General features: G+C 41.8%; 15 protein-coding genes and 1 pseudogene. 5 read left to right on the top strand and 11 right to left on the bottom strand.

Annotated elements, in window-relative coordinates:
• Positions 1-127: 127 nt before the first annotated feature.
• The 4 genes from B5P39_RS22520 to B5P39_RS22505 all read right to left on the bottom strand — a co-directional run bounded on the left by B5P39_RS22520 (position 128) and on the right by B5P39_RS22505 (position 2,629).
• Positions 128-496, bottom strand: a complete 369-nt coding sequence (locus B5P39_RS22520) for a hypothetical protein (RefSeq protein WP_088213002.1) — start codon at positions 494-496, stop codon at positions 128-130.
• 68 nt (positions 497-564) lie between these two features.
• On the bottom strand, positions 565-1,242 hold the full coding sequence (locus B5P39_RS22515) for a hypothetical protein (protein ID WP_088213001.1): 678 nt from the start codon (positions 1,240-1,242) through the stop codon (positions 565-567).
• A 345-nt stretch (positions 1,243-1,587) separates the two neighbouring features.
• The gene (locus B5P39_RS22510) at positions 1,588-1,914 is read right to left on the bottom strand and encodes a hypothetical protein (RefSeq protein ID WP_254915845.1); all 327 of its coding nucleotides are present in this window, start codon (positions 1,912-1,914) and stop codon (positions 1,588-1,590) included.
• Between the two features lie 403 nt (positions 1,915-2,317).
• The gene (locus B5P39_RS22505) at positions 2,318-2,629 is read right to left on the bottom strand and encodes a helix-turn-helix domain-containing protein (RefSeq protein WP_088213000.1); all 312 of its coding nucleotides are present in this window, start codon (positions 2,627-2,629) and stop codon (positions 2,318-2,320) included.
• A 499-nt stretch (positions 2,630-3,128) separates the two neighbouring features.
• On the opposite strand from B5P39_RS22505, the pseudogene B5P39_RS22500 reads away from it, so the two are divergent.
• A pseudogene (locus tag B5P39_RS22500) lies at positions 3,129-3,558 on the top strand (DDE-type integrase/transposase/recombinase); the annotation flags it as partial.
• Between the two features lie 157 nt (positions 3,559-3,715).
• Here the strand turns inward: B5P39_RS22500 and B5P39_RS22495 are convergent.
• From B5P39_RS22495 to B5P39_RS22475, 5 genes are all read right to left on the bottom strand, one after another.
• Entirely contained in the window at positions 3,716-5,998 is a 2,283-nt protein-coding gene (locus B5P39_RS22495) for an MtrB/PioB family decaheme-associated outer membrane protein (RefSeq protein ID WP_088212999.1), read from the bottom strand.
• Between the two features lie 26 nt (positions 5,999-6,024).
• Positions 6,025-6,903: a DmsE family decaheme c-type cytochrome gene (locus tag B5P39_RS22490; RefSeq protein ID WP_088212998.1), complete on the bottom strand. Its 879-nt coding sequence runs from the start codon at positions 6,901-6,903 to the stop codon at positions 6,025-6,027.
• 397 nt (positions 6,904-7,300) lie between these two features.
• Positions 7,301-7,939 carry a response regulator gene (locus B5P39_RS22485; RefSeq protein ID WP_088212997.1) on the bottom strand — a complete coding sequence of 213 codons (639 nt, stop codon included), beginning with the start codon at positions 7,937-7,939 and terminating at the stop codon, positions 7,301-7,303.
• Complete coding sequence (locus B5P39_RS22480; RefSeq protein ID WP_088212996.1) at positions 7,936-9,327, bottom strand: sensor histidine kinase; 1,392 nt, start codon at positions 9,325-9,327, stop codon at positions 7,936-7,938. Before B5P39_RS22480 ends, B5P39_RS22485 begins: the two co-directional genes overlap by 4 nt.
• A gap of 94 nt (positions 9,328-9,421) precedes the next feature.
• On the bottom strand, positions 9,422-10,204 hold the full coding sequence (locus B5P39_RS22475) for a sulfite exporter TauE/SafE family protein (protein ID WP_088212995.1): 783 nt from the start codon (positions 10,202-10,204) through the stop codon (positions 9,422-9,424).
• Positions 10,205-10,285: 81 nt separating this feature from the next.
• Between B5P39_RS22475 and chrA the strand changes: the two genes are divergently transcribed.
• Together chrA and B5P39_RS22465 are read left to right on the top strand one after the other, a co-directional pair.
• Positions 10,286-11,491, top strand: coding sequence for a chromate efflux transporter (gene chrA / locus B5P39_RS22470; RefSeq protein WP_088212994.1), 1,206 nt, complete (start codon positions 10,286-10,288; stop codon positions 11,489-11,491).
• 10 nt (positions 11,492-11,501) lie between these two features.
• The gene (locus B5P39_RS22465; RefSeq protein ID WP_088212993.1) at positions 11,502-11,801 is read left to right on the top strand and encodes a PadR family transcriptional regulator; all 300 of its coding nucleotides are present in this window, start codon (positions 11,502-11,504) and stop codon (positions 11,799-11,801) included.
• A gap of 515 nt (positions 11,802-12,316) precedes the next feature.
• Here the strand turns inward: B5P39_RS22465 and B5P39_RS22460 are convergent.
• Together B5P39_RS22460 and B5P39_RS22450 are read right to left on the bottom strand one after the other, a co-directional pair.
• Entirely contained in the window at positions 12,317-13,291 is a 975-nt protein-coding gene (locus B5P39_RS22460; protein ID WP_088212992.1) for a YiiX/YebB-like N1pC/P60 family cysteine hydrolase, read from the bottom strand.
• An 835-nt stretch (positions 13,292-14,126) separates the two neighbouring features.
• Entirely contained in the window at positions 14,127-16,184 is a 2,058-nt protein-coding gene (locus tag B5P39_RS22450; RefSeq protein ID WP_088212991.1) for a TonB-dependent receptor plug domain-containing protein, read from the bottom strand.
• A 77-nt stretch (positions 16,185-16,261) separates the two neighbouring features.
• Here B5P39_RS22450 and B5P39_RS22445 point away from each other — a divergent pair, with 77 nt between their 5' ends.
• Positions 16,262-16,663 carry a MerR family transcriptional regulator gene (locus tag B5P39_RS22445; protein WP_088212990.1) on the top strand — a complete coding sequence of 134 codons (402 nt, stop codon included), beginning with the start codon at positions 16,262-16,264 and terminating at the stop codon, positions 16,661-16,663.
• Between the two features lie 462 nt (positions 16,664-17,125).
• Positions 17,126-17,485: a hypothetical protein gene (locus tag B5P39_RS22440; RefSeq protein WP_176400022.1), complete on the top strand. Its 360-nt coding sequence runs from the start codon at positions 17,126-17,128 to the stop codon at positions 17,483-17,485.
• Positions 17,486-17,581 lie beyond the last annotated feature (96 nt).

The following is a 17,581-nucleotide window of genomic DNA, read 5'->3' as shown; positions in this document are numbered from 1 at the left end:
AAAGGGCCGCCATAGATTTTCACCGAAACTGATGCACGAATACGTGTTTTAAATCTTTCTTCATCCTTAACTCGCTATAACACCGAAGAATTACGACGACAAAAGAATTACGAATAGTTGCGCTTTATTAAGCTTTGTACTTGACAGAACCACTGACTTTAAAAGCATGCATACACCGTCTTCCTGATGTTTCAGCACCATGACAGGATATATTTTTCTCTATTTTTTCTTTCTTGCCGCTTATCGCTTCACGTAAAATATTACCCATTGAAAAACCTCCACCTTCACATGATGGATTGGTGCAATCAATGTATTCACCGCCGGGGCGCTCTAGTGTGAGATGATGTGTCACCTGTTCCTTCATCCAGATTAGGCTCTCTAACTCTGTAACATGAATAAACATCTCCTGAATTTCAGGATATGCGTCCTTGAAATCACTTTTTGAGCCGAAAACGAAGTTTGTTTCGTTAAAAATACCAGAAGGCTTCTTCGACATACGCATTCTCCTATATGGCTTAACATTTAATACGCATTTAGCTCATGAGGCGATTAAAACGCGCACCATTAATTCTCTTTTTGCATCCCCTGTATTGCGGGGTTATACATTAGAGCACGCTCAACACTATCATGCCGAATAACCAAGGTCTCATTACCAAGCCAAAAGGCACAATGAATTGGACTACAGATGATCTGCTTCACACGTATGGGGGTTGGGAGCAACTTTGAATGAAGCATGGCATACGCCCCAACCTTATCGTTGAACAGGCCTATTTCTTTAACGGCCTGTTCTTTGCCAATTTTTCCAGATAGAACAGTAACTAACACAAAAGAAAGCACCAATAAAAAGATACCAACACTGTATCCATAAATGATTGTGCTCTTATCTACGAGATTGTGCATAGCTTCTGAAGGGCTATTTTTTAGTTTTAACGAAGCTAATCGGGCAAGAATAATAGATTGCCAATGTTTAACCTTTGGATAAGAAGAGAGTACTGCTGTAACAATCACCGTAAAAACCAATGTGCAAACAGCTATTATCGCGTACAGCATTGGCTTGAAACTAAATATCATCAAAGCAAGGAATCCAGACACTAGAGATTTATCTGATGCGAGTGGGAACTGTGAATCATCAAGGCCAAACACCGCGAGATAACTCTGATGATACGTAATTCCCATAAAATACAATGCCGCAGAAATGACTGGCAATACGGTAAACAGTGTTTGTAGACGAGACTCATTCATAATGCGATTTCACTGAAATTTTAGAGTTAGTTTATTGATAACACTATAAAATGTTGCAAGCAAGTGAATCTAGCCTACATTCTATTTTGAAGAGAGTAGCGCGGTAATCATTTTGTGTTGCAAATTTACCAGCGGCCTCCACAAGAGGAACTTTGCATTAAGAAGAAGGAAAATAGGCGTATAACCACCACATAGAATGAGTTATAACCGTAGATTAGCGAAACGGAAACTACTAATAAAAACTCAAGAACAATGTAAATATCCGTGTCTGAAGCACAAACCAGAAAGATCCAAACATGCAACAGTGATGAGCTAATATTGATGAGCATATATGTAGACTAAAAATTATGTCGTTCTAGTCAGTGAAAAGCCATGTCTAATCCCCTTAAGACACTCTTTTTCGGTATGTTTTTCATTACCCAATACTGAGGCCAAAACAATTCCTAACTCATTGGCCAAATCACACACCTCAATATCCTTCTGAGGAAGATCACTTAAAACCACCTTGAGCTTAGTCATGAACAATTCAATATCAATCCGATTTGATTCTGAGGCTTTTTCAAGCAAGTAAGCTTCGAGAACAACTGGGTCCTTGAATGCCGCAGCTTTAACTGCTGCAAATGAAATGCAGGGCGACCGCACGTATGTGCAACTTTTGAGCAATTGGATCAACTCGTTCTTCAACTACGAAAAAACGAATCTCGACACGCTTAAATATTGAACCGTTACTGCTTTAAATACACTCTTGCATTGAGCGAAAAACGTTCATGCGGTTACCCTGAAATGAAATGCCTTTAACTTTATTTTTCACAATTAACCACCTTGGCAGTACTTACTATCTTTCTATTTGGGAAAACTTAAAGCTACATCAGCTCAGCTAAGAACTTTCGACTGAGATATGGTATTTTCCTTTTCCTACTTGACTTGCTACTTAACAGAATTAGCTTAACAGCATAGAAGCACGGTTACGGCAGCCCTACGCAACTTCGATAACCTCCCACTAATAACGGAAGTACGATGAGCTATCTCCAGAAACGGACAGATTCAAATCTAGCTAAAAATCACCACAACTATTTTATGATTTTGTGATTTGCTCTATCAAATTGGACTTTTCTTCTTCTGTCATTTTTTCAAGTAAACATAGCAATTTAGCCGTGCTTTCCGACTCACAAAAAAAGTAAGCGACTGGCACACCTAATTCATCAGCGATAGCCTTTAAAGTCTGGTAGTCAGGTGTATGCTTGCCTTTTTCGTACTGATTCATACGCGCACTCGCAGTGCCCACTTCCATACCTAGCTGGATACCCAGCTGTTTTTGACTAATCCCCTTAGCAATGCGAGCTTGTTTGAGCCTGAGAGGTAATGGATTGATAATTTTATCGGCCACAGCTTCAACATAATTTGTCCTTTGATAACTCAGATTGTCTTAGTTTTTTGACTTAAGGTATACTAAGGAATCCTTAGCTTTTGTAGGAGAGGAATAAAGTTTCATACTATGCAGTCAAGCAACCCTGCTCGAACCGTTTAAGACTAAACATGTCCCAAAATAAAGATTCATACTAATTGCTCCCACCAAGTCCGAATCAAACTACAACTGAGGATTAAAGTATCATACTCGTTGTAGCTCACTTCGGGACAAAAGCGTGTCAGTACGCCGGCTGTTTCAGGTGTATTTCGCATAAGAATTTCTATGGTTAAACGCCTTACTCACTGGCTCGACAGAGCAAGCTTGCGGCGCGTAGTTGGGTTCTAGTACTGCAAATTGTGAAGTAGATGTCGGCGCAGGAATGATAATCACAAGAAATGATGGTTGGGTGGGGATTCGAATCCCAATCTACCTTTCGGGTAAAGTCTGAGCTAGTACAGTTTAGCAAAGTATCAGATCAGTGATGGACTTATTTTCTCATCGTATTATTTGGTGGTCGATGGGCAGCAGAATAACCAAAGAATTGGCATTAGACGCGCTTTTAATGGCTGTGTGGCGTCGTAAGCCTACAGGTAAAGTGTTAGTCCATTTAGATCAGGGAAGCAAATATACTAGCCATGACTGGGGTGAATTTCTGACCGCACATGGATTGGAAGGTAGCATGAGTCAACGCGATAATTGCCATGATAATATTGTGGCAGAGAGCTTCTTTCAGCAGTTAAAACGTGAGCGGATTAAACGGAAGATCTATCCGACAAGAGAAGCGGCTAAAAGTGATATTTTTAATGTTTTATAACCCTAAACGGCAGCATAGTTCCAATCATGGCTTATCACGGTTAGAGTATGAACGTCAGTATTTTAATGAGGCTAAAAGTTGTCTAGTGAAATAGTGGCGATTCAAAAACTAGAAAATATGTGTGCCCATCACATAAACGCTGAATCAAGCATAAGCTGTAAATTTACAGATGTAACACTTTTATTTGACAAAAAATAAAAGTGTCCATTCGAAAGACTGGACACTTCTGCGCTAGCCTGAACATTCAAGACTTAGAAGTTATAACCTAAAGTTACCCCTATAAAGTGAGATTCATAATCATCATTTACTGAGTCCATAAAAATAAAGTGACTTAGAGAATTACCTTGAATATCACTTTGGTTACCTAAGTATGTTGACATATTATCTAAAGCAAAATCACTAAGATCAAATTTACTATAGTAATATCGTAACCCTGTAGTTAACTTTTCCGTCCACTTGTAATTAAACTGAGCTTTAAACTCAAGAATATCCGTTTTTACTTCAGGCAAAATTTGTGCTGTAGCTCCACTTGTTGTGACACCAACAACATAATTAGGGTTGCTAGTATCTATAGAACCTCGACCTGATGAATAATTCAACCCTAATGACATATCCAATTTATCGCGAATAATCACCGAGTCGAGTGTAAATCCAATACCATCCGTAGCATCTTGTAAGTCAGTAGCCCAATCATTTTCAGGTACACCAAATGAGCCATCACCTACAGCATCAGATTTCGAGCGATTTAATTGATTAGAATCATTAATATCTTTGCTGTAATAAGCTGACAATTGTGTTGACTCAGAAATTATGTACCCAATATCTACCCCTAGTAGTAAAGCGTTAGCAGTTTGTAGACCATAAATACCTTCTTTTTCATAGTCATCATCTGTATAAGCTAGAGATAAACCGATATTAATATCTGATCTTGGGTCTAACCCCAAGTAGGCATTAAATGATTGCCGTTGTCTATCAGACATGTCAAACATATGGGTTTCTTCTCTTGCATGCGATAATTCAATTTCTGAATTATATTCACCGTCAATTTTTCTATCTTGATAACGATATCCAAAACGCAATAATGACCAATCAGTAGCGGATATTTGTAATGTGGCCGCCGCAATATCCTCTTTGTTATCAGCGGAGCGATGATCGTTACGATCATATGCTACCTGATATAGCTCAGCCTTAAGCTTTACTGAAGGGGTAAATCTATAAGTTCCATCAATTCCAAACTGTGTTTTTTTATACTCTGGAACTCGATTTACATAGTCAAAGTCTTTCCAAACCGTTTCTCCAATACCTACCCATCCATCCCAATTAATACGTTCACTATTATTGTCATAATCATATAATTTATAACGAAAATTCAGTGATGTTTTAGGTAATGGATTGGAGTTTAGCACCAAATTAACAAAGGTCGTCACAGCCTCACCATCTAAACTGTTAGCTGGCATAACTCGTGTTGCAGCTATATTTCCTTCTGTATCCAGTATGCCCGTATTGATTGTATAAGGAATGAAATCTTCATCCTGAGTTACCATATCCCGTGAGAAAGTAGCAGTAAAACGACTACGAAGTGGTAATCCAGTAACTCCACCTGTAAAACTTAAATTGTTACTCTGAAAATCAGGGGTTTGGGCTAAACGATTGATTGGAGAGCCACCAGGTAAATTTTGACTATTAAGAATCAAAGGACTATCCCAAGTGACGGTTTCTGATTTATTATCAAACGTAACAAAACGATAGTTTACATCAGCAAACCACTGGTCTTTCGTATATTTTAGCCCCAGGTCTACCGTTTGAGTTTTTTGATCAACTAAACCAGGCACTTCCAGCCCATATGCTCTGAAGTTTTCCCCAAGCCCACCTAGACTTGTCGCTCCCTTTTTAGCACGACTATATCCCCCAGTTGAAAAGACTCTCATACCTTCTTTTGTTTTTTGGCTAAATCCAGCATAAAGATCAAGATCTTTTAATGGACTATAAGTAAAACCTATACGGCCTTCCTTACGCTGAACTTGGAGATCAACTTTATTAGCCGAAGCTAAAAAATTTTTAAGTATGTCTTGTTCTGCATCTGTTGGTTGTTGATTAAGGGGCGTAAAGCTACTTTCTAAGGTTGCTTGTGTTGCATCAGCAATTGCCCAATATCCACCAGGAGTCAATGTGCCAAGATATGTGCCCTGCGGAGAGTTTCTAGGAATTTCTGTCCAGTCGAGTAAAAATGCAAACTTGCCGTATTCTCCCATTTTAGCCAAAAATTGCTGATCTTTCTGAGCAATATCCTTACCGCTGACATTGAAATAAAAATTATTTTTGTCACCTGATAATGAGAAATTTTCGAAAGTTAAATCCCCATCCAAATCTCGATATTTTTCTACACCAGATTTATCTCCGTTAACATGTAAATAATTTAGTGCAGGAGTCATATTTCCTGAAACTAATAGATCTTCTGCATAGACAATTTGCATACCCAATATTGTGCAACACACCGAAACTGTGCATGCTGTTTTAAAATATAAACTTTTCATGACATTATCCTTAAATTCAGTGATATCTATCTTTTTAACTTAACGCCAGATGGATGGTTAGTGCCATGTACTTGAGTATGGCAATTTGAGCAACCACGATTCGTCATGAAAAAGCTATCCGTATCACCAGCAAGTGTCTGATGCCGTCCCTGCTCATGGCATTGTTGACAAAGGCGAGGTTCTTTCGCTACTAGTAAATTCTCATGATTAGAACCATGTGGATTATGGCAATTTAAGCAATTTTCTTTTACGGGTGAATGCTCCCATAAAACAGGTGCTTTCATTTCCTCATGGCATTCATAACATTTATCATTGACTGAATTTGCAGAAATTAAACTCTCAGATTGAGTGCCATGAGCATTATGACAACTTGCGCAGGTCATATTGCCCTGCCCATCAGCTCTAGAGAGATCGTTGAGGGGATGAGAAGAACGTTTTAAGGTAAAAGCTCTTTGCTCTGTATGACAACTTAAGCAAGTTTCATCTATTGATGATTTTATGAGTAGATTTTTATTACTATTGCTATGAATGTTATGACAAGAAACACAAGATACATCCATAGCATCATGGGAACTTCCATTCCAATGACGAGCGTCCTTTTCATGACAATTTAAGCACTGTTTTGACGCCAGTTGATTATCTAATTTTGCAGGATTTAGAATATCTTCTTTAGATTTTGATTTTTTATGGTTTCCGCCAGGGCCATGACAAGACTCACACGTTCCAGTGCTGGAGGCACTATCATGTGCTTTTATATGAATATTATTCGTAAAATTATTTGCAACAGAGTTATGACACATTTTACATTGATTATCGCCTATATATTTATTTTCTTCGGCTTCAGCTGAAATTGATATTGTAAGAAAAAAAATACATGCGATGTATCGTAAAAAACCTTTAAACATAAACGTTCTCCCTACACTAGTAATTATATTACAGTGAAAGTGACGCGTAATCGATTTTAATTGAATATGATTACAGCGTATTAAGATGGTTAAGCTTATAAACTTGCCGATTAGAACTTATCCGTATTGAGATAGAAGTTTTGGCAGATTTTCAATTTAACCTGAACTCTCAATAGAGAAAATTTGAAATGGGGCTCTTGAACGATAAGTATAGGTTTTGGTTTTCATCATTATGCTCCGATAAATTTTATTGACGGATACTCATTTATGAGTATCTCAACATCAGTATCCAAGCTCACCTATCAATTCTCTAGTCTAGCGGATTTAACAGAAATCGTTACTATGATAAAAAAATTTAACAAAAACAATTTAAACATATGTTTTTTAATGATTTTACTCAAAAAGGTTTTCGAGCAAAAAGAGCAATATGTTGACCATTTGTTGTTAAAAAGTAGAGCTTGCTCCCACTTTGTTCGACTAGACCTGATTGTTTTAATTGCCGAAGGTGAAAGTTAAACTGCGTGTGATTTTCCACACCAGTTAATCGGCACAAATCCATAAATTTCAGCCTTTTATGTATATACAACTGTTGTAAAACGGTTCGACGGATAGGATTGGCTAAAGCTAAAAATAATTTATCGTTATCTGGAATTTCAATTGATTGGTTTTGCTGATGTTGCGCATGTACTCTCCTTAGCATCGTTATAAGTGTATGCATATTGAATGGTTTCGTTAAAAAGTCATCCGCACCACATTTCATTGCCTCTACAGCTGTATCAATAGTCGCAAAAGCTGAAGTTATAACTACGCCTATACAAGGTTGCATTCTTCTTATTGCGGTAATAGCTTCAATTCCTGTAATGCCTGGCATAACCAAATCGAATAATGCCAAATCAAAATGACGATTTTCTGCTAGATCTAATGCTAATTCAGCAGTATTTGTCGAAACCACATCAAAATTAGCTGCATTTAAAACATCTGAAATAGCAGAATTTAACTCGGCATCATCTTCAGCTAATAAAATTGATATTTTCATATTGTAACTCCAGGAATGGTTATTTTTACGATTAGACCATTAACACTATTTTTAATACCGATTTCACCATTATGCTGCTGGACAATTTGCTGACATATTGCTAAGCCTAATCCAGTTCCTTTCCCTGATTCCTTTGTAGTAAAAAATGGACTCATTGCTTTGTGAATTTCATGGCTATCGATACCGCCAGACCAATCCTCTATCATGAGAATAAAGGTGCCATAATGATTTTCCATAGTGATACAGATTCTTTTTTCTGTATTTTTCTCTTCTGCTGCATCAATTGAATTATTGATCAGGTTAACAAACACTTCTTCTATTTTTATTGAATCACCTTTTACAATTAATGGCTGAGGTAAAAATAGTTCCAAATGATAGCCTTTAAGTCTATAGCTCAATAATTGTAATGCTGACTTAATAGAACCTCTCATGTCAAAAATTTTGTCCTCCACTTGTTCCCTAGAGAAATTAAGTATTTCTTGACTGATATGATTTGCCCTGTTAATTCCCAAACGAATACGTTCTAATTGCTTTTTATTATTTTCATTATTATTTATTTGTTGCTCTAGTAAGTCGCAACCCAGAGTGGCATAACTTAATGGTGTTTTGATTTCATGAGCAATACCTGATGTTAATTCTCCAATTGCTCTCATTTTTTCACCCAGCATAATCCTCCTCTGCTGTTGATTTACTTGCTCAAGGTATTCGATATCAAATATTTTTAAAGATTTGAATAGGTAAATAAGTATACCTGCACCACAACAAGTCCTTACTACGGGAACCCAAATACCCCATTTTGTATTGAGTAATCCTGCGGCTAGCGCGTAGCATATCAAAGCGAAGCCAGTATATGAAAAAAAGTGTGCTCCTTGATGTCCTGCTATTTTCAGTTCTTTGGCGTAAATAATTAAAGCTGTACCAGCAAGACTTCCGCCAAGTAAACCAAATACCCATCGAGTTATCAAAGTAGAAAAATATATGAATTCATCTATTGATAATACAATCCAGTTAGTAAAAATGGCTACAGAATAAAAAGCCAGTAAAATAGGAACTAACCATCGTAACCAGTAGCGTTGAGATATAGCTAATATCTCAAGCATCTTCCATGCAAACCACATCAGAGCAAGAAATGAAACCAATAGCTTAATTATTCTAAATAATTGAATATTTAACGACCATTCGTCAGATAGGTGATTTTTTTGAAGTAAAAAATAAAGCTCAGACCACTCATGGAAGCTATGAATAAAGCCAAAAGCAGCCAACGCAGGAAGGGCTGATGCAATGGCTAGTTGGCTAAATTTCAGATTCCGAAAAACTATGGCGCAGCCAATAGTAAAAAATACCAAGCCATAGAATAGATAAATATTAAAGATGACAATTTCATTCATATCATGAATTTACTAAATTCATAAGAGCAAAACTGTGACAAAGAAACAATTATTCAACATTGGTTAAATAAATGTGCCAGTGTAGTGAAATTGTTTACAATAACCCCAAAATTAATCCTAAGCCAATACCCAACATTGCTATAGCTACGATTAACCGAATGATAGGGAGAGTAACTTTTTTTAAGCAGCGTTTCCCAAGCAATGTCCCAAGAAAAGCGCAAATTGTAGCTACACTAACGGGGAGTGTTAAAGCATCAATTTGTGATGTTTGAATTGCCAACATTGCTGTGCCATACACTACTAGGCGCACGGCATCTACGATCACCGCCGAGACAACCCCCGTAGCTACGAACGCATCCTTAGATAAACCGGCTTTCAACAGAAACGCCGAGCGCAATGCCCCCTGATTACCTGAGAGTCCTCCGAAGAAGCCCGAGAGCGCCCCACCAACGGAAAGCCAGCGTGGAGGAAAGGCCAGTGCTTGAAAACGCGGGGATAGTTCCAGCAGTGCAAATAGCACGATCAAACCGCCGATAACCGCCTTCACAGGAGTGATCTCAAAAGCCGCGTCAGCAAAGCTGTAGTGCCACAAGGCTGGCAGTCGGTCGAACAACGTCAGGGATGCCGCACCAAGAATAGCCGTGATAGCCGCAGGCACGCTGAATTTCACCACGACAGGCCAATCGGCTTGCCGTGCCATCAGCCCGAACTTGAAGAGATTGTTGGTGAAATGCACCACAGCAGTCGCCGCTATGGCTAATGGTAATGGGAAGAACAGGGCGAAAACTGGCATCAGGATTGTTCCCAAGCCGAAGCCTGAGAACAAGGTCAGCCCAGATGTCAGCAGGGCCGCAAGGCCGATCAGAACGAGCTCCATGATGCGTACCTTTCTTTATCGTGTTTCGTTATCGAAATTCGATTATTATCGTCTAACGAAACCAGAAATCAAGATGCGACCATGACCGATACCACGAAGACTGACCACAGCCCATGGGCTGTTTTTCTGATCTTTCTCCGATTGGGCCTGACCTCTTTCGGAGGCCCGATTGCCCATTTGGGCTACTTTCGCGATGAGTTTGTGACGCGGCGGCAGTGGCTGACCGAGCGCAGCTATGCGGATTTGGTCGCCCTTTGCCAATTCCTGCCGGGGCCGGCCAGCAGTCAGGTAGGCATCGCAATTGGGCTGTCCCGATCCGGCTATACCGGGGCGTTGGCTGCGTGGGCGGGTTTCACGCTGCCTTCAGCGATTGCGCTGATCCTGTTTGCGCTGGGCATTGCCAGCTACGGGGATGCGATGCCGTCAGGCGTACTGCACGGATTGAAGGTGGTGGCCGCGGCGGTGGTCGCGCAAGCCGTATGGGGGATGGCTCGCAATCTCTGTCCTGACGCACCGCGCATCACCGTCATGGCGGCGGCAACCTGCTTTGTGCTTCTGGTGCCGTCCGCTTGGGGTCAGGTGGGAGTTATCGCCGTTGCAGCGGTCATTGGCCTATTGCTGTTCAAACCTCAGCTGGGCGCAGCGCACGATCCGTTACCGATTGCCATGCGGCGTCGTGTTGGCTTGATCTGGCTGACGCTGTTCTTTGCGCTGCTGACGGGGTTGCCGTTGTTGACAGCCATGTTCCCGAATCAGACGTTGTCGATGGTGGATGCCTTTTACCGGGCCGGATCACTGGTCTTTGGTGGCGGGCACGTCGTGCTACCGCTGTTGCAAGCCGAAGTGGTGCCTTCTGGCTGGGTCAGCAACGACGCATTTCTGGCAGGCTACGGTGCCGCGCAGGCCGTCCCAGGCCCTCTGTTCACCTTCGCGGCGTTTCTCGGTGCTTCGATGAACCAGGCCCCCTCCGGCTGGTTGGGTGGGTTGGTCTGCATGCTGGCGATCTTTGCGCCGTCCTTCCTGCTGGTCGTGGGTGCGTTGCCGTTCTGGGAACGTCTGCGCCGCAACACCCGTACGCAAGCGGCGTTGTTGGGCATCAATGCGGCCGTGGTTGGCCTGCTGCTGGCCGCACTCTATCAACCAGTATGGACGAGCGCGATTCATGCGCCGCAAGACTTCGGCTTGGCCCTTGTGGCACTTGTTGCCCTGATGTTCTGGAAGCTGCCGCCATGGCTGGTCGTGGTTGGCAGTGGTATTGCGGGCTGGTTGTTGAGCTTGACCCTGTGAGGTTCCTAGCGTGACAGACAAAGACCTTTACGGCGGGTTGATCCGTTTGCACATCCTGCATCACGCAGCCGAAGAACCCATCTTCGGCCTCGGCATCATCGAAGAGCTACGCCACCACGGTTACGAGCTGAGTGCCGGGACGCTATACCCCATGCTGCACAGATTGGAAAAGAAGGGGTATCTCACTTCACGGCATAAGCGCACCGGTCGACGGGATCGGCGGGTGTATGAGATCACCGAACAAGGCCGCGTTGCGCTGTTCGATGCCAAAGCCAAAGTCAGGGAACTGTTCGGCGAACTGATTGAATAAAAATGATTTGCTTATATCTATGATTTCTTTCTTAATTTTTATTTAGTAAATTTTACCTTTTAAGTCAGAACCTTAAAGGGATCAACAAACAACGTTGACACAACAAGCATAATTAGTTTTCACTCTAAAAGACCATTTCTGCATGTTAATAAATCTTAACATGCAGAAACCGTGTGTTTTCGAGCAGATTTAAGCTGTTTTCGAAGCGAATTGCTCGATTTTATCGATAGACTTCGATTATGCATACAGAACTGCATAAATAGTCAGATTTTGACTCATATCTGACTTCTAACTAGCTTAGGCGTTCAGAAGCATGTCAGCACACAACGAACACGAGATCTCTGGGCTTTATGCGTGAATCTGTCTGTGAGAGACTGACTCACAAGCTCACTTTGGGACATTTCTAAGTTAAACTTTTAGCTCGAATTAGTAAGTTTCGAATTAAAATTTCTATGGGTAATGCCCAATTAAGGTGTGAGCCACGCTACCACGACACTCAACGTGAGGAATCACTCTTAAATTGTTTGTGAGGCCTTAGCTTGAGAATAATCCCAAAACTTATAGTTAAGCGAACTCTCAGTTGTATTTATTGCACTAATTATTCTATCAGCCTCTTCTTTCGAGATTTCTCCCGCTTTCATGCGTTTAATAGTATTCTTCTTCGTCTCAGCGCGCTCTTTAAACCTTTGACGGTTTAGATCGATACCTTGGATATACGTTTTAGCTATAAACCTTAAAAGATCAGCGTGGGCAACGCAAAATTCAATATACGGTTTAATACTAGCGGTAACATCTTCCCAGCACTGACTGCCATCTGCGAGTTGATCAAAATCGCAAGGCTTAATAATTCTATTTTGGGGTATGCTGGATTTTTCCACACCTGATTCAACGTAGATTTTTCTGGCCAACTCAGAGCAGTAAGAATATTTTTTAGCTGGTTTTTTACTTGGAAAAATAAGGTAAGGTTGCTCGAGGTAATATGCACATGTCTTCATTATATTTTGATGATGTTTATCAGTCACTTCTTTACAACGAATAACCTGCCAATCGGCCTCTACACCATTCAATAAATCTGGGATAACTCTTGGTGAAACTCCAATTTTAGGCACAGCATCAACACAAATAAAATCCATTTGAGATACTATTACATGACTGGACCTTGCTTTCGAATACACACGCTTCTGAGCTTTTAATAACGCCTTTGATGTTCCCGCAGTTCCTAGAACAAGAATGATATCGCCGGGTTGCAAGGTATCAGTAAATGCATTCAACCCATCAACAAATGCATTTTTTTCTCCTCTCACCATTTTTCTATAGATAGGTAAATGTTCTTTTGTAATACCAGCATATAATCCAACCATATCCAACTGCCTATCAGACATTTGTTTAAACTGATTGATTGCATCAAGCTGCTTACTTTCGCTGCCACCCATTTCTCTGAATACTTGTGCTGTTGCTGTTCTTGATATTGCTTTTTGAATACTACCCAATTACATGCCTCCCTTATTCTATGTGGATACAAAAGGCCTAACGTCTTAGTATTTATGCGCTGCGCTGTTTGCAGGGCATAAATCGCTTGTTGGACTTGGCCATTGCCACATCCATGTCAATTGGTATAAATGATGCTATAGGAATTTGCTTTTTTGCGGTAGCGGTTTTTATACCGCTGAAGCTAATCACTTAATATTGTTTCATATTTCTCATTATTTTACGCTCACGTCTAGCTCATTATTGAGTTTGATTGACAGCGTTCAGACTGATACTCGCACCACATTTTCTTATTGGTTAACGTAATTGCGGTTGGAGAACTGATAAGGCAAGAGCTCTGTAGTATTACTAAAATTGGGTCAATGTTTTGATGTTGGAGTTAGCTAGAGGTCATTTTGCTAACGAAGAATGGGGCAATAGCGTATTAGCCCGAAGCCAGCGTAAAATGCCGGAATTTTATGCGTGAACCTGACTGGGTGAGATTGATCCAGAAATCACTCTACCCTAGAGTGATTCACGAGCTCATTTTTTACCTATCATTCGCAATTTCTGATTAAACACTATTAAAATTTGGTCAATCGATTGGAACAGGACCCAACACGTCTGCGTCAGCTCGATACAAACAATGGAGCACAAACTTTTTAATAAAATAGGTGTAGCTACAACTCTAACCGTTAGCGGCACGAATGCCGCTGTCGGAACAGATTCACTGCATGCCACCATGGCAAAAAATATTAATCAATAACAGATATTTTAGAAATAAAGCCCATGCTTCGAGTTAAAAGTTAATCCCTAATTTTGCTCGGTATCCGTGAGAGCAAATCTAGGTATAAGAGTTTAACCGAATTTAATCCTGACTCCTGCATTGGCAATAAATCCATCGTTACGCGACCAGATATCAGTTGTCCACTGCCCAGCGGGAGCTCTTTCGGGCAACAGCAGCGGATGAGTATCGCTTTGTTTAATGTCTAGCAGATTCTCCAGATTGATAAACCAACTGTAGCGGCCAAAGGTCATTTCACCCATCAGGCCAAGATGCCAGTAGGGTTCAGACTCGGTCAGATAAGGGTTGTCATTTAAACGTTGAATGCCAGTGTAATAGGCTTCGAACCCCGCGCGAAAGTTACCGTGTTGCTCCCACATCGCCACGAATCCTGCGGAGTGTTTGGGCGTCAATGCAATCTCGCGGCGAGACGTTCGACCTTGAGCCGGCTCGGTTGCATCCAGATAAAGGTAACTTGCTGTCAGCTTGAGATCGCCCAGGTAGTAGCGTAGCAGCATTTCTGAACCGCGGATCTGGCTTTCTCCCTCAGCATTGACTAGACGGACTCTGTCGAAGGTATCATTGTTTTCCAAGGAAAAAGCCTCAAGCTCGGTCACATTACGGATATTCGAACCAAACAGGGTAAGGCTAGTTTCTAAATCATCGAAACGGTAGGTAAAATCGACTGAGGCCGTTCGAGCCGTTTCTGCCTTGAGCTCCCCAAGAGGCTCAAGTCGCGACAAGCCTGCGGCTTCGATTTCTTCCACAAATGGGGTTGGTGCGTAATAGCCTTGACCATAGGAGCCGCGTACTGTGAAACCATCGGCACGGTACAAGAGCGAGAATCGGGGGCTAAACTCGGTACCATATTGACTATGGTGATCCATACGGGCGCTGACAGAGGCGATCAAATCCTCCATCAAGCTGTAGTCCACCATTGCAAAAAGCCCCGGCACATCGAAAGAATAGTCAAAGTCGGAATAGTTGTCCGATTCAAACGTATCTGATTGATACGCCGCACCAATCACCCAATCTAGATTGTCGCGATAGCCAGACAGGCTGGTCTCTAGCAAATAATTGCCGTGCTTATCGTTGTCGTTATCAACCCCATAGCCGTGGAAATGTTCCTGCACCATGGCGGAGGCGCGGGTACTAAAGGTCAAGGTATCAGCAACGGGTCTATGATAGACAAGACCAGCATCCATCCGCTCTGAGTTCTGAGTCTCGACAAAGGGATTACCATCGGCCACTGTGTGCCCATTTAGCGTTCCGCCACGACGATTTTCAGTCATGTAGCCAGCAGTCACATAGAGGTTATCGCCATTGTCACCTTCATGAAATAGCCTTGGTCTCAGGGTGTAACGTTCGTATTCCGGCAGATCGGCCCAGCCATCGGCATCTATGTCTTCGATAGTTTGATAATGGGCACCTGCTGTAATAGATCCCTTGAGATTGTCGCTGAGGGGAGATTCGGCGTAACCCGTAAAATCTTGGCCATTTTTAGAGGTCAGGTTAAGGAGTGCCTCGCCAGCAAATTCATCGCCCGGTCGTCTAGAGACCAAATTAATAACCCCGCCTAAAGCCGAGCCACCATAGAGGGATGAAGCCGAGCCCTTTATAACCTCTACCTGTCCCAGATCCGTAGGCGGAATTTGCAGTAAACCGAGAGATGATGCTTGATTGCCGTATAGCGGCAGACCATCTGCCAGCAATTGAGTGTAGCGGCCATCCATTCCCTGCAAACGCACATTCGCGCTACCGAGGGCGGGTGAAGTGGTTTGCACTCGTACCCCACCCGTTTCTGCTAACATCATGGAAATGTTTCCTGGCCGCATAGCCGCCTTTTCTTCGATTTCCTCGTGAGTGACCACTTCAACCCTCATGGGCTGATCATCAACTATCCGTCCTAAACGAGTGGACTGAACCAAAATTCGTTCCATTCCCTCGTCATGATCGTCACCGTGTTCATCGGTATGTTTGTCATCATGGCTATCTTGTTCATGGGAGGCTTCATGTTCATGCTGGCTGACCAGCTCTGCGGCGTGTTTGTCTTTTTCATTGACCGGAGCGCCATAGGATGAAGTGGCGACCAAGGATAATAACAGCAAGGCTAAGGGCGATAAGTGAGGCATAGGTATGTCCTATAGCGTTTAATAATTAGTAAGTGGTATGATGCAAGGCTAAAGCTTACAGTTACTGGAAGGTCAAGATGAAAATCAGCGAACTGGCATCCGCCTCACAGGTTCCTGTAAAAACGATCCGTTTCTATGAGCATGAAGGATTGTTGCCTCCCCCAAAGCGAATGGCCAATGGTTACCGGTACTACGCCCCGCAGGATGTGGATACCCTCATTTTTATCCGCCGCTGCAGAGCGTTGAATATTGCCCTGAGCGACATTCGTCGTCTGGTAGAAGTCCAGCAGCATCTTCACAACTCTTGCGCAGTAGTCGATGAGATCATTGCGGAGCAACTCGAACGAATTCGCCAAACTCAGCGGGAGCTGGCCAAGCTAGAGGCTTCACTTTCATCCTTAGTATCCTGCGATAACCACCATGTTAGCGACTGTTGCATCCTCAAGCGTCTAAAACAAGATGAGTACCACGAGAATTAAGTATGTCGCCGCTATCATTTATACGAAGCGAGTGCGTCCATAAAATCCTAACGCCAGCCTATGCATGACGTTTTTATGCTTTATGAAGCACACAACTTTATAGGGCATAGAACAGTTCAGTTTTCCTTTCAGATTAATTCAAGTATTGCAAACTCTAGTCTTGTTTGCAGATGAAGTTGCTTATAGTTAAATCGGTTTGGGGCATAAGGGATTTAGAAATGGCAGCGTACCTATGTGAGCGCCGCCACTCTAGTATGATACTTTAATACTCAGTATGAATCTTTATTACTTAGTATGAGACTTTATTCCTCTACCACAGCTTTTTAGGGCTTGTTGTCAAGATTTAATCTGAGCTAAGTAATATCAAGTTACCTATCAATGAAGACTCTGTTGATTTAAGCGTAACAAAATGTCATGGAGTGGCTCGTTAAGCATTGAAATTAAAAACTATTGGTAAAAACCGTGGCTATAAAATTAATCCGTATAAATGAAATTTTGTTTAGTATTATCATTGCCGTAGAGCTTGAAAAATTCACTATTACTCAGATAAAAAACTTGATAATAGAGGCAAATTCTTCAGTATCGCCAAAAGATATAGATCAGCTGGTGCGTCGTGCTTGTGCAAAGCTGGTCAATGTGGGATTTTTGGAGAAAAGAAACCAGGGGAATAAGCACGTTTATTATAAATCAGCACTGTTCGATAAATCACAGCTAGTGCCCAGCAACGCACGGGTAAAAGCAATAGTTATCACATCTGCAAACTCACAAGAACTAACGCAACTTAAGGCTACCCCCCTGTGTCAGGATTGTTGTCACCCCTAAATAATCATTATTTTTAAAGACAGGGTGCGGCAAAAGAGAACAAAATGGCTCGGTATTCACCAGAACGTAAAGAGGCGATCCTTAAAAAATTATTAC

Source organism: Shewanella sp. Shew256 (assembly GCF_002196695.1).
Taxonomy (GTDB): domain Bacteria; phylum Pseudomonadota; class Gammaproteobacteria; order Enterobacterales; family Shewanellaceae; genus Shewanella; species Shewanella mangrovisoli.
The sequence above is the reverse complement of the archived record's forward strand: the minus strand, read 5'-3'. Positions and strand labels throughout refer to the sequence as shown.

What these genes read in the sequence shown, in the direction of transcription:
- B5P39_RS22520 (WP_088213002.1), bottom strand. Translation starts at nt 496, where the DNA reads ATGTCGAAGAAGCCTTCTGGTATTTTTAACGAAACAAACTTCGTTTTC.
- B5P39_RS22515 (WP_088213001.1), bottom strand. Translation starts at nt 1,242, where the DNA reads ATGAATGAGTCTCGTCTACAAACACTGTTTACCGTATTGCCAGTCATT.
- B5P39_RS22495 (WP_088212999.1), bottom strand. Translation starts at nt 5,998, where the DNA reads ATGAAAAGTTTATATTTTAAAACAGCATGCACAGTTTCGGTGTGTTGC.
- B5P39_RS22490 (WP_088212998.1), bottom strand. Translation starts at nt 6,903, where the DNA reads ATGTTTAAAGGTTTTTTACGATACATCGCATGTATTTTTTTTCTTACA.
- B5P39_RS22485 (WP_088212997.1), bottom strand. Translation starts at nt 7,939, where the DNA reads ATGAAAATATCAATTTTATTAGCTGAAGATGATGCCGAGTTAAATTCT.
- B5P39_RS22480 (WP_088212996.1), bottom strand. Translation starts at nt 9,327, where the DNA reads ATGAATGAAATTGTCATCTTTAATATTTATCTATTCTATGGCTTGGTA.
- B5P39_RS22475 (WP_088212995.1), bottom strand. Translation starts at nt 10,204, where the DNA reads ATGGAGCTCGTTCTGATCGGCCTTGCGGCCCTGCTGACATCTGGGCTG.
- chrA (WP_088212994.1), top strand. Translation starts at nt 10,286, where the DNA reads ATGACCGATACCACGAAGACTGACCACAGCCCATGGGCTGTTTTTCTG.
- B5P39_RS22450 (WP_088212991.1), bottom strand. Translation starts at nt 16,184, where the DNA reads ATGCCTCACTTATCGCCCTTAGCCTTGCTGTTATTATCCTTGGTCGCC.
- B5P39_RS22445 (WP_088212990.1), top strand. Translation starts at nt 16,262, where the DNA reads ATGAAAATCAGCGAACTGGCATCCGCCTCACAGGTTCCTGTAAAAACG.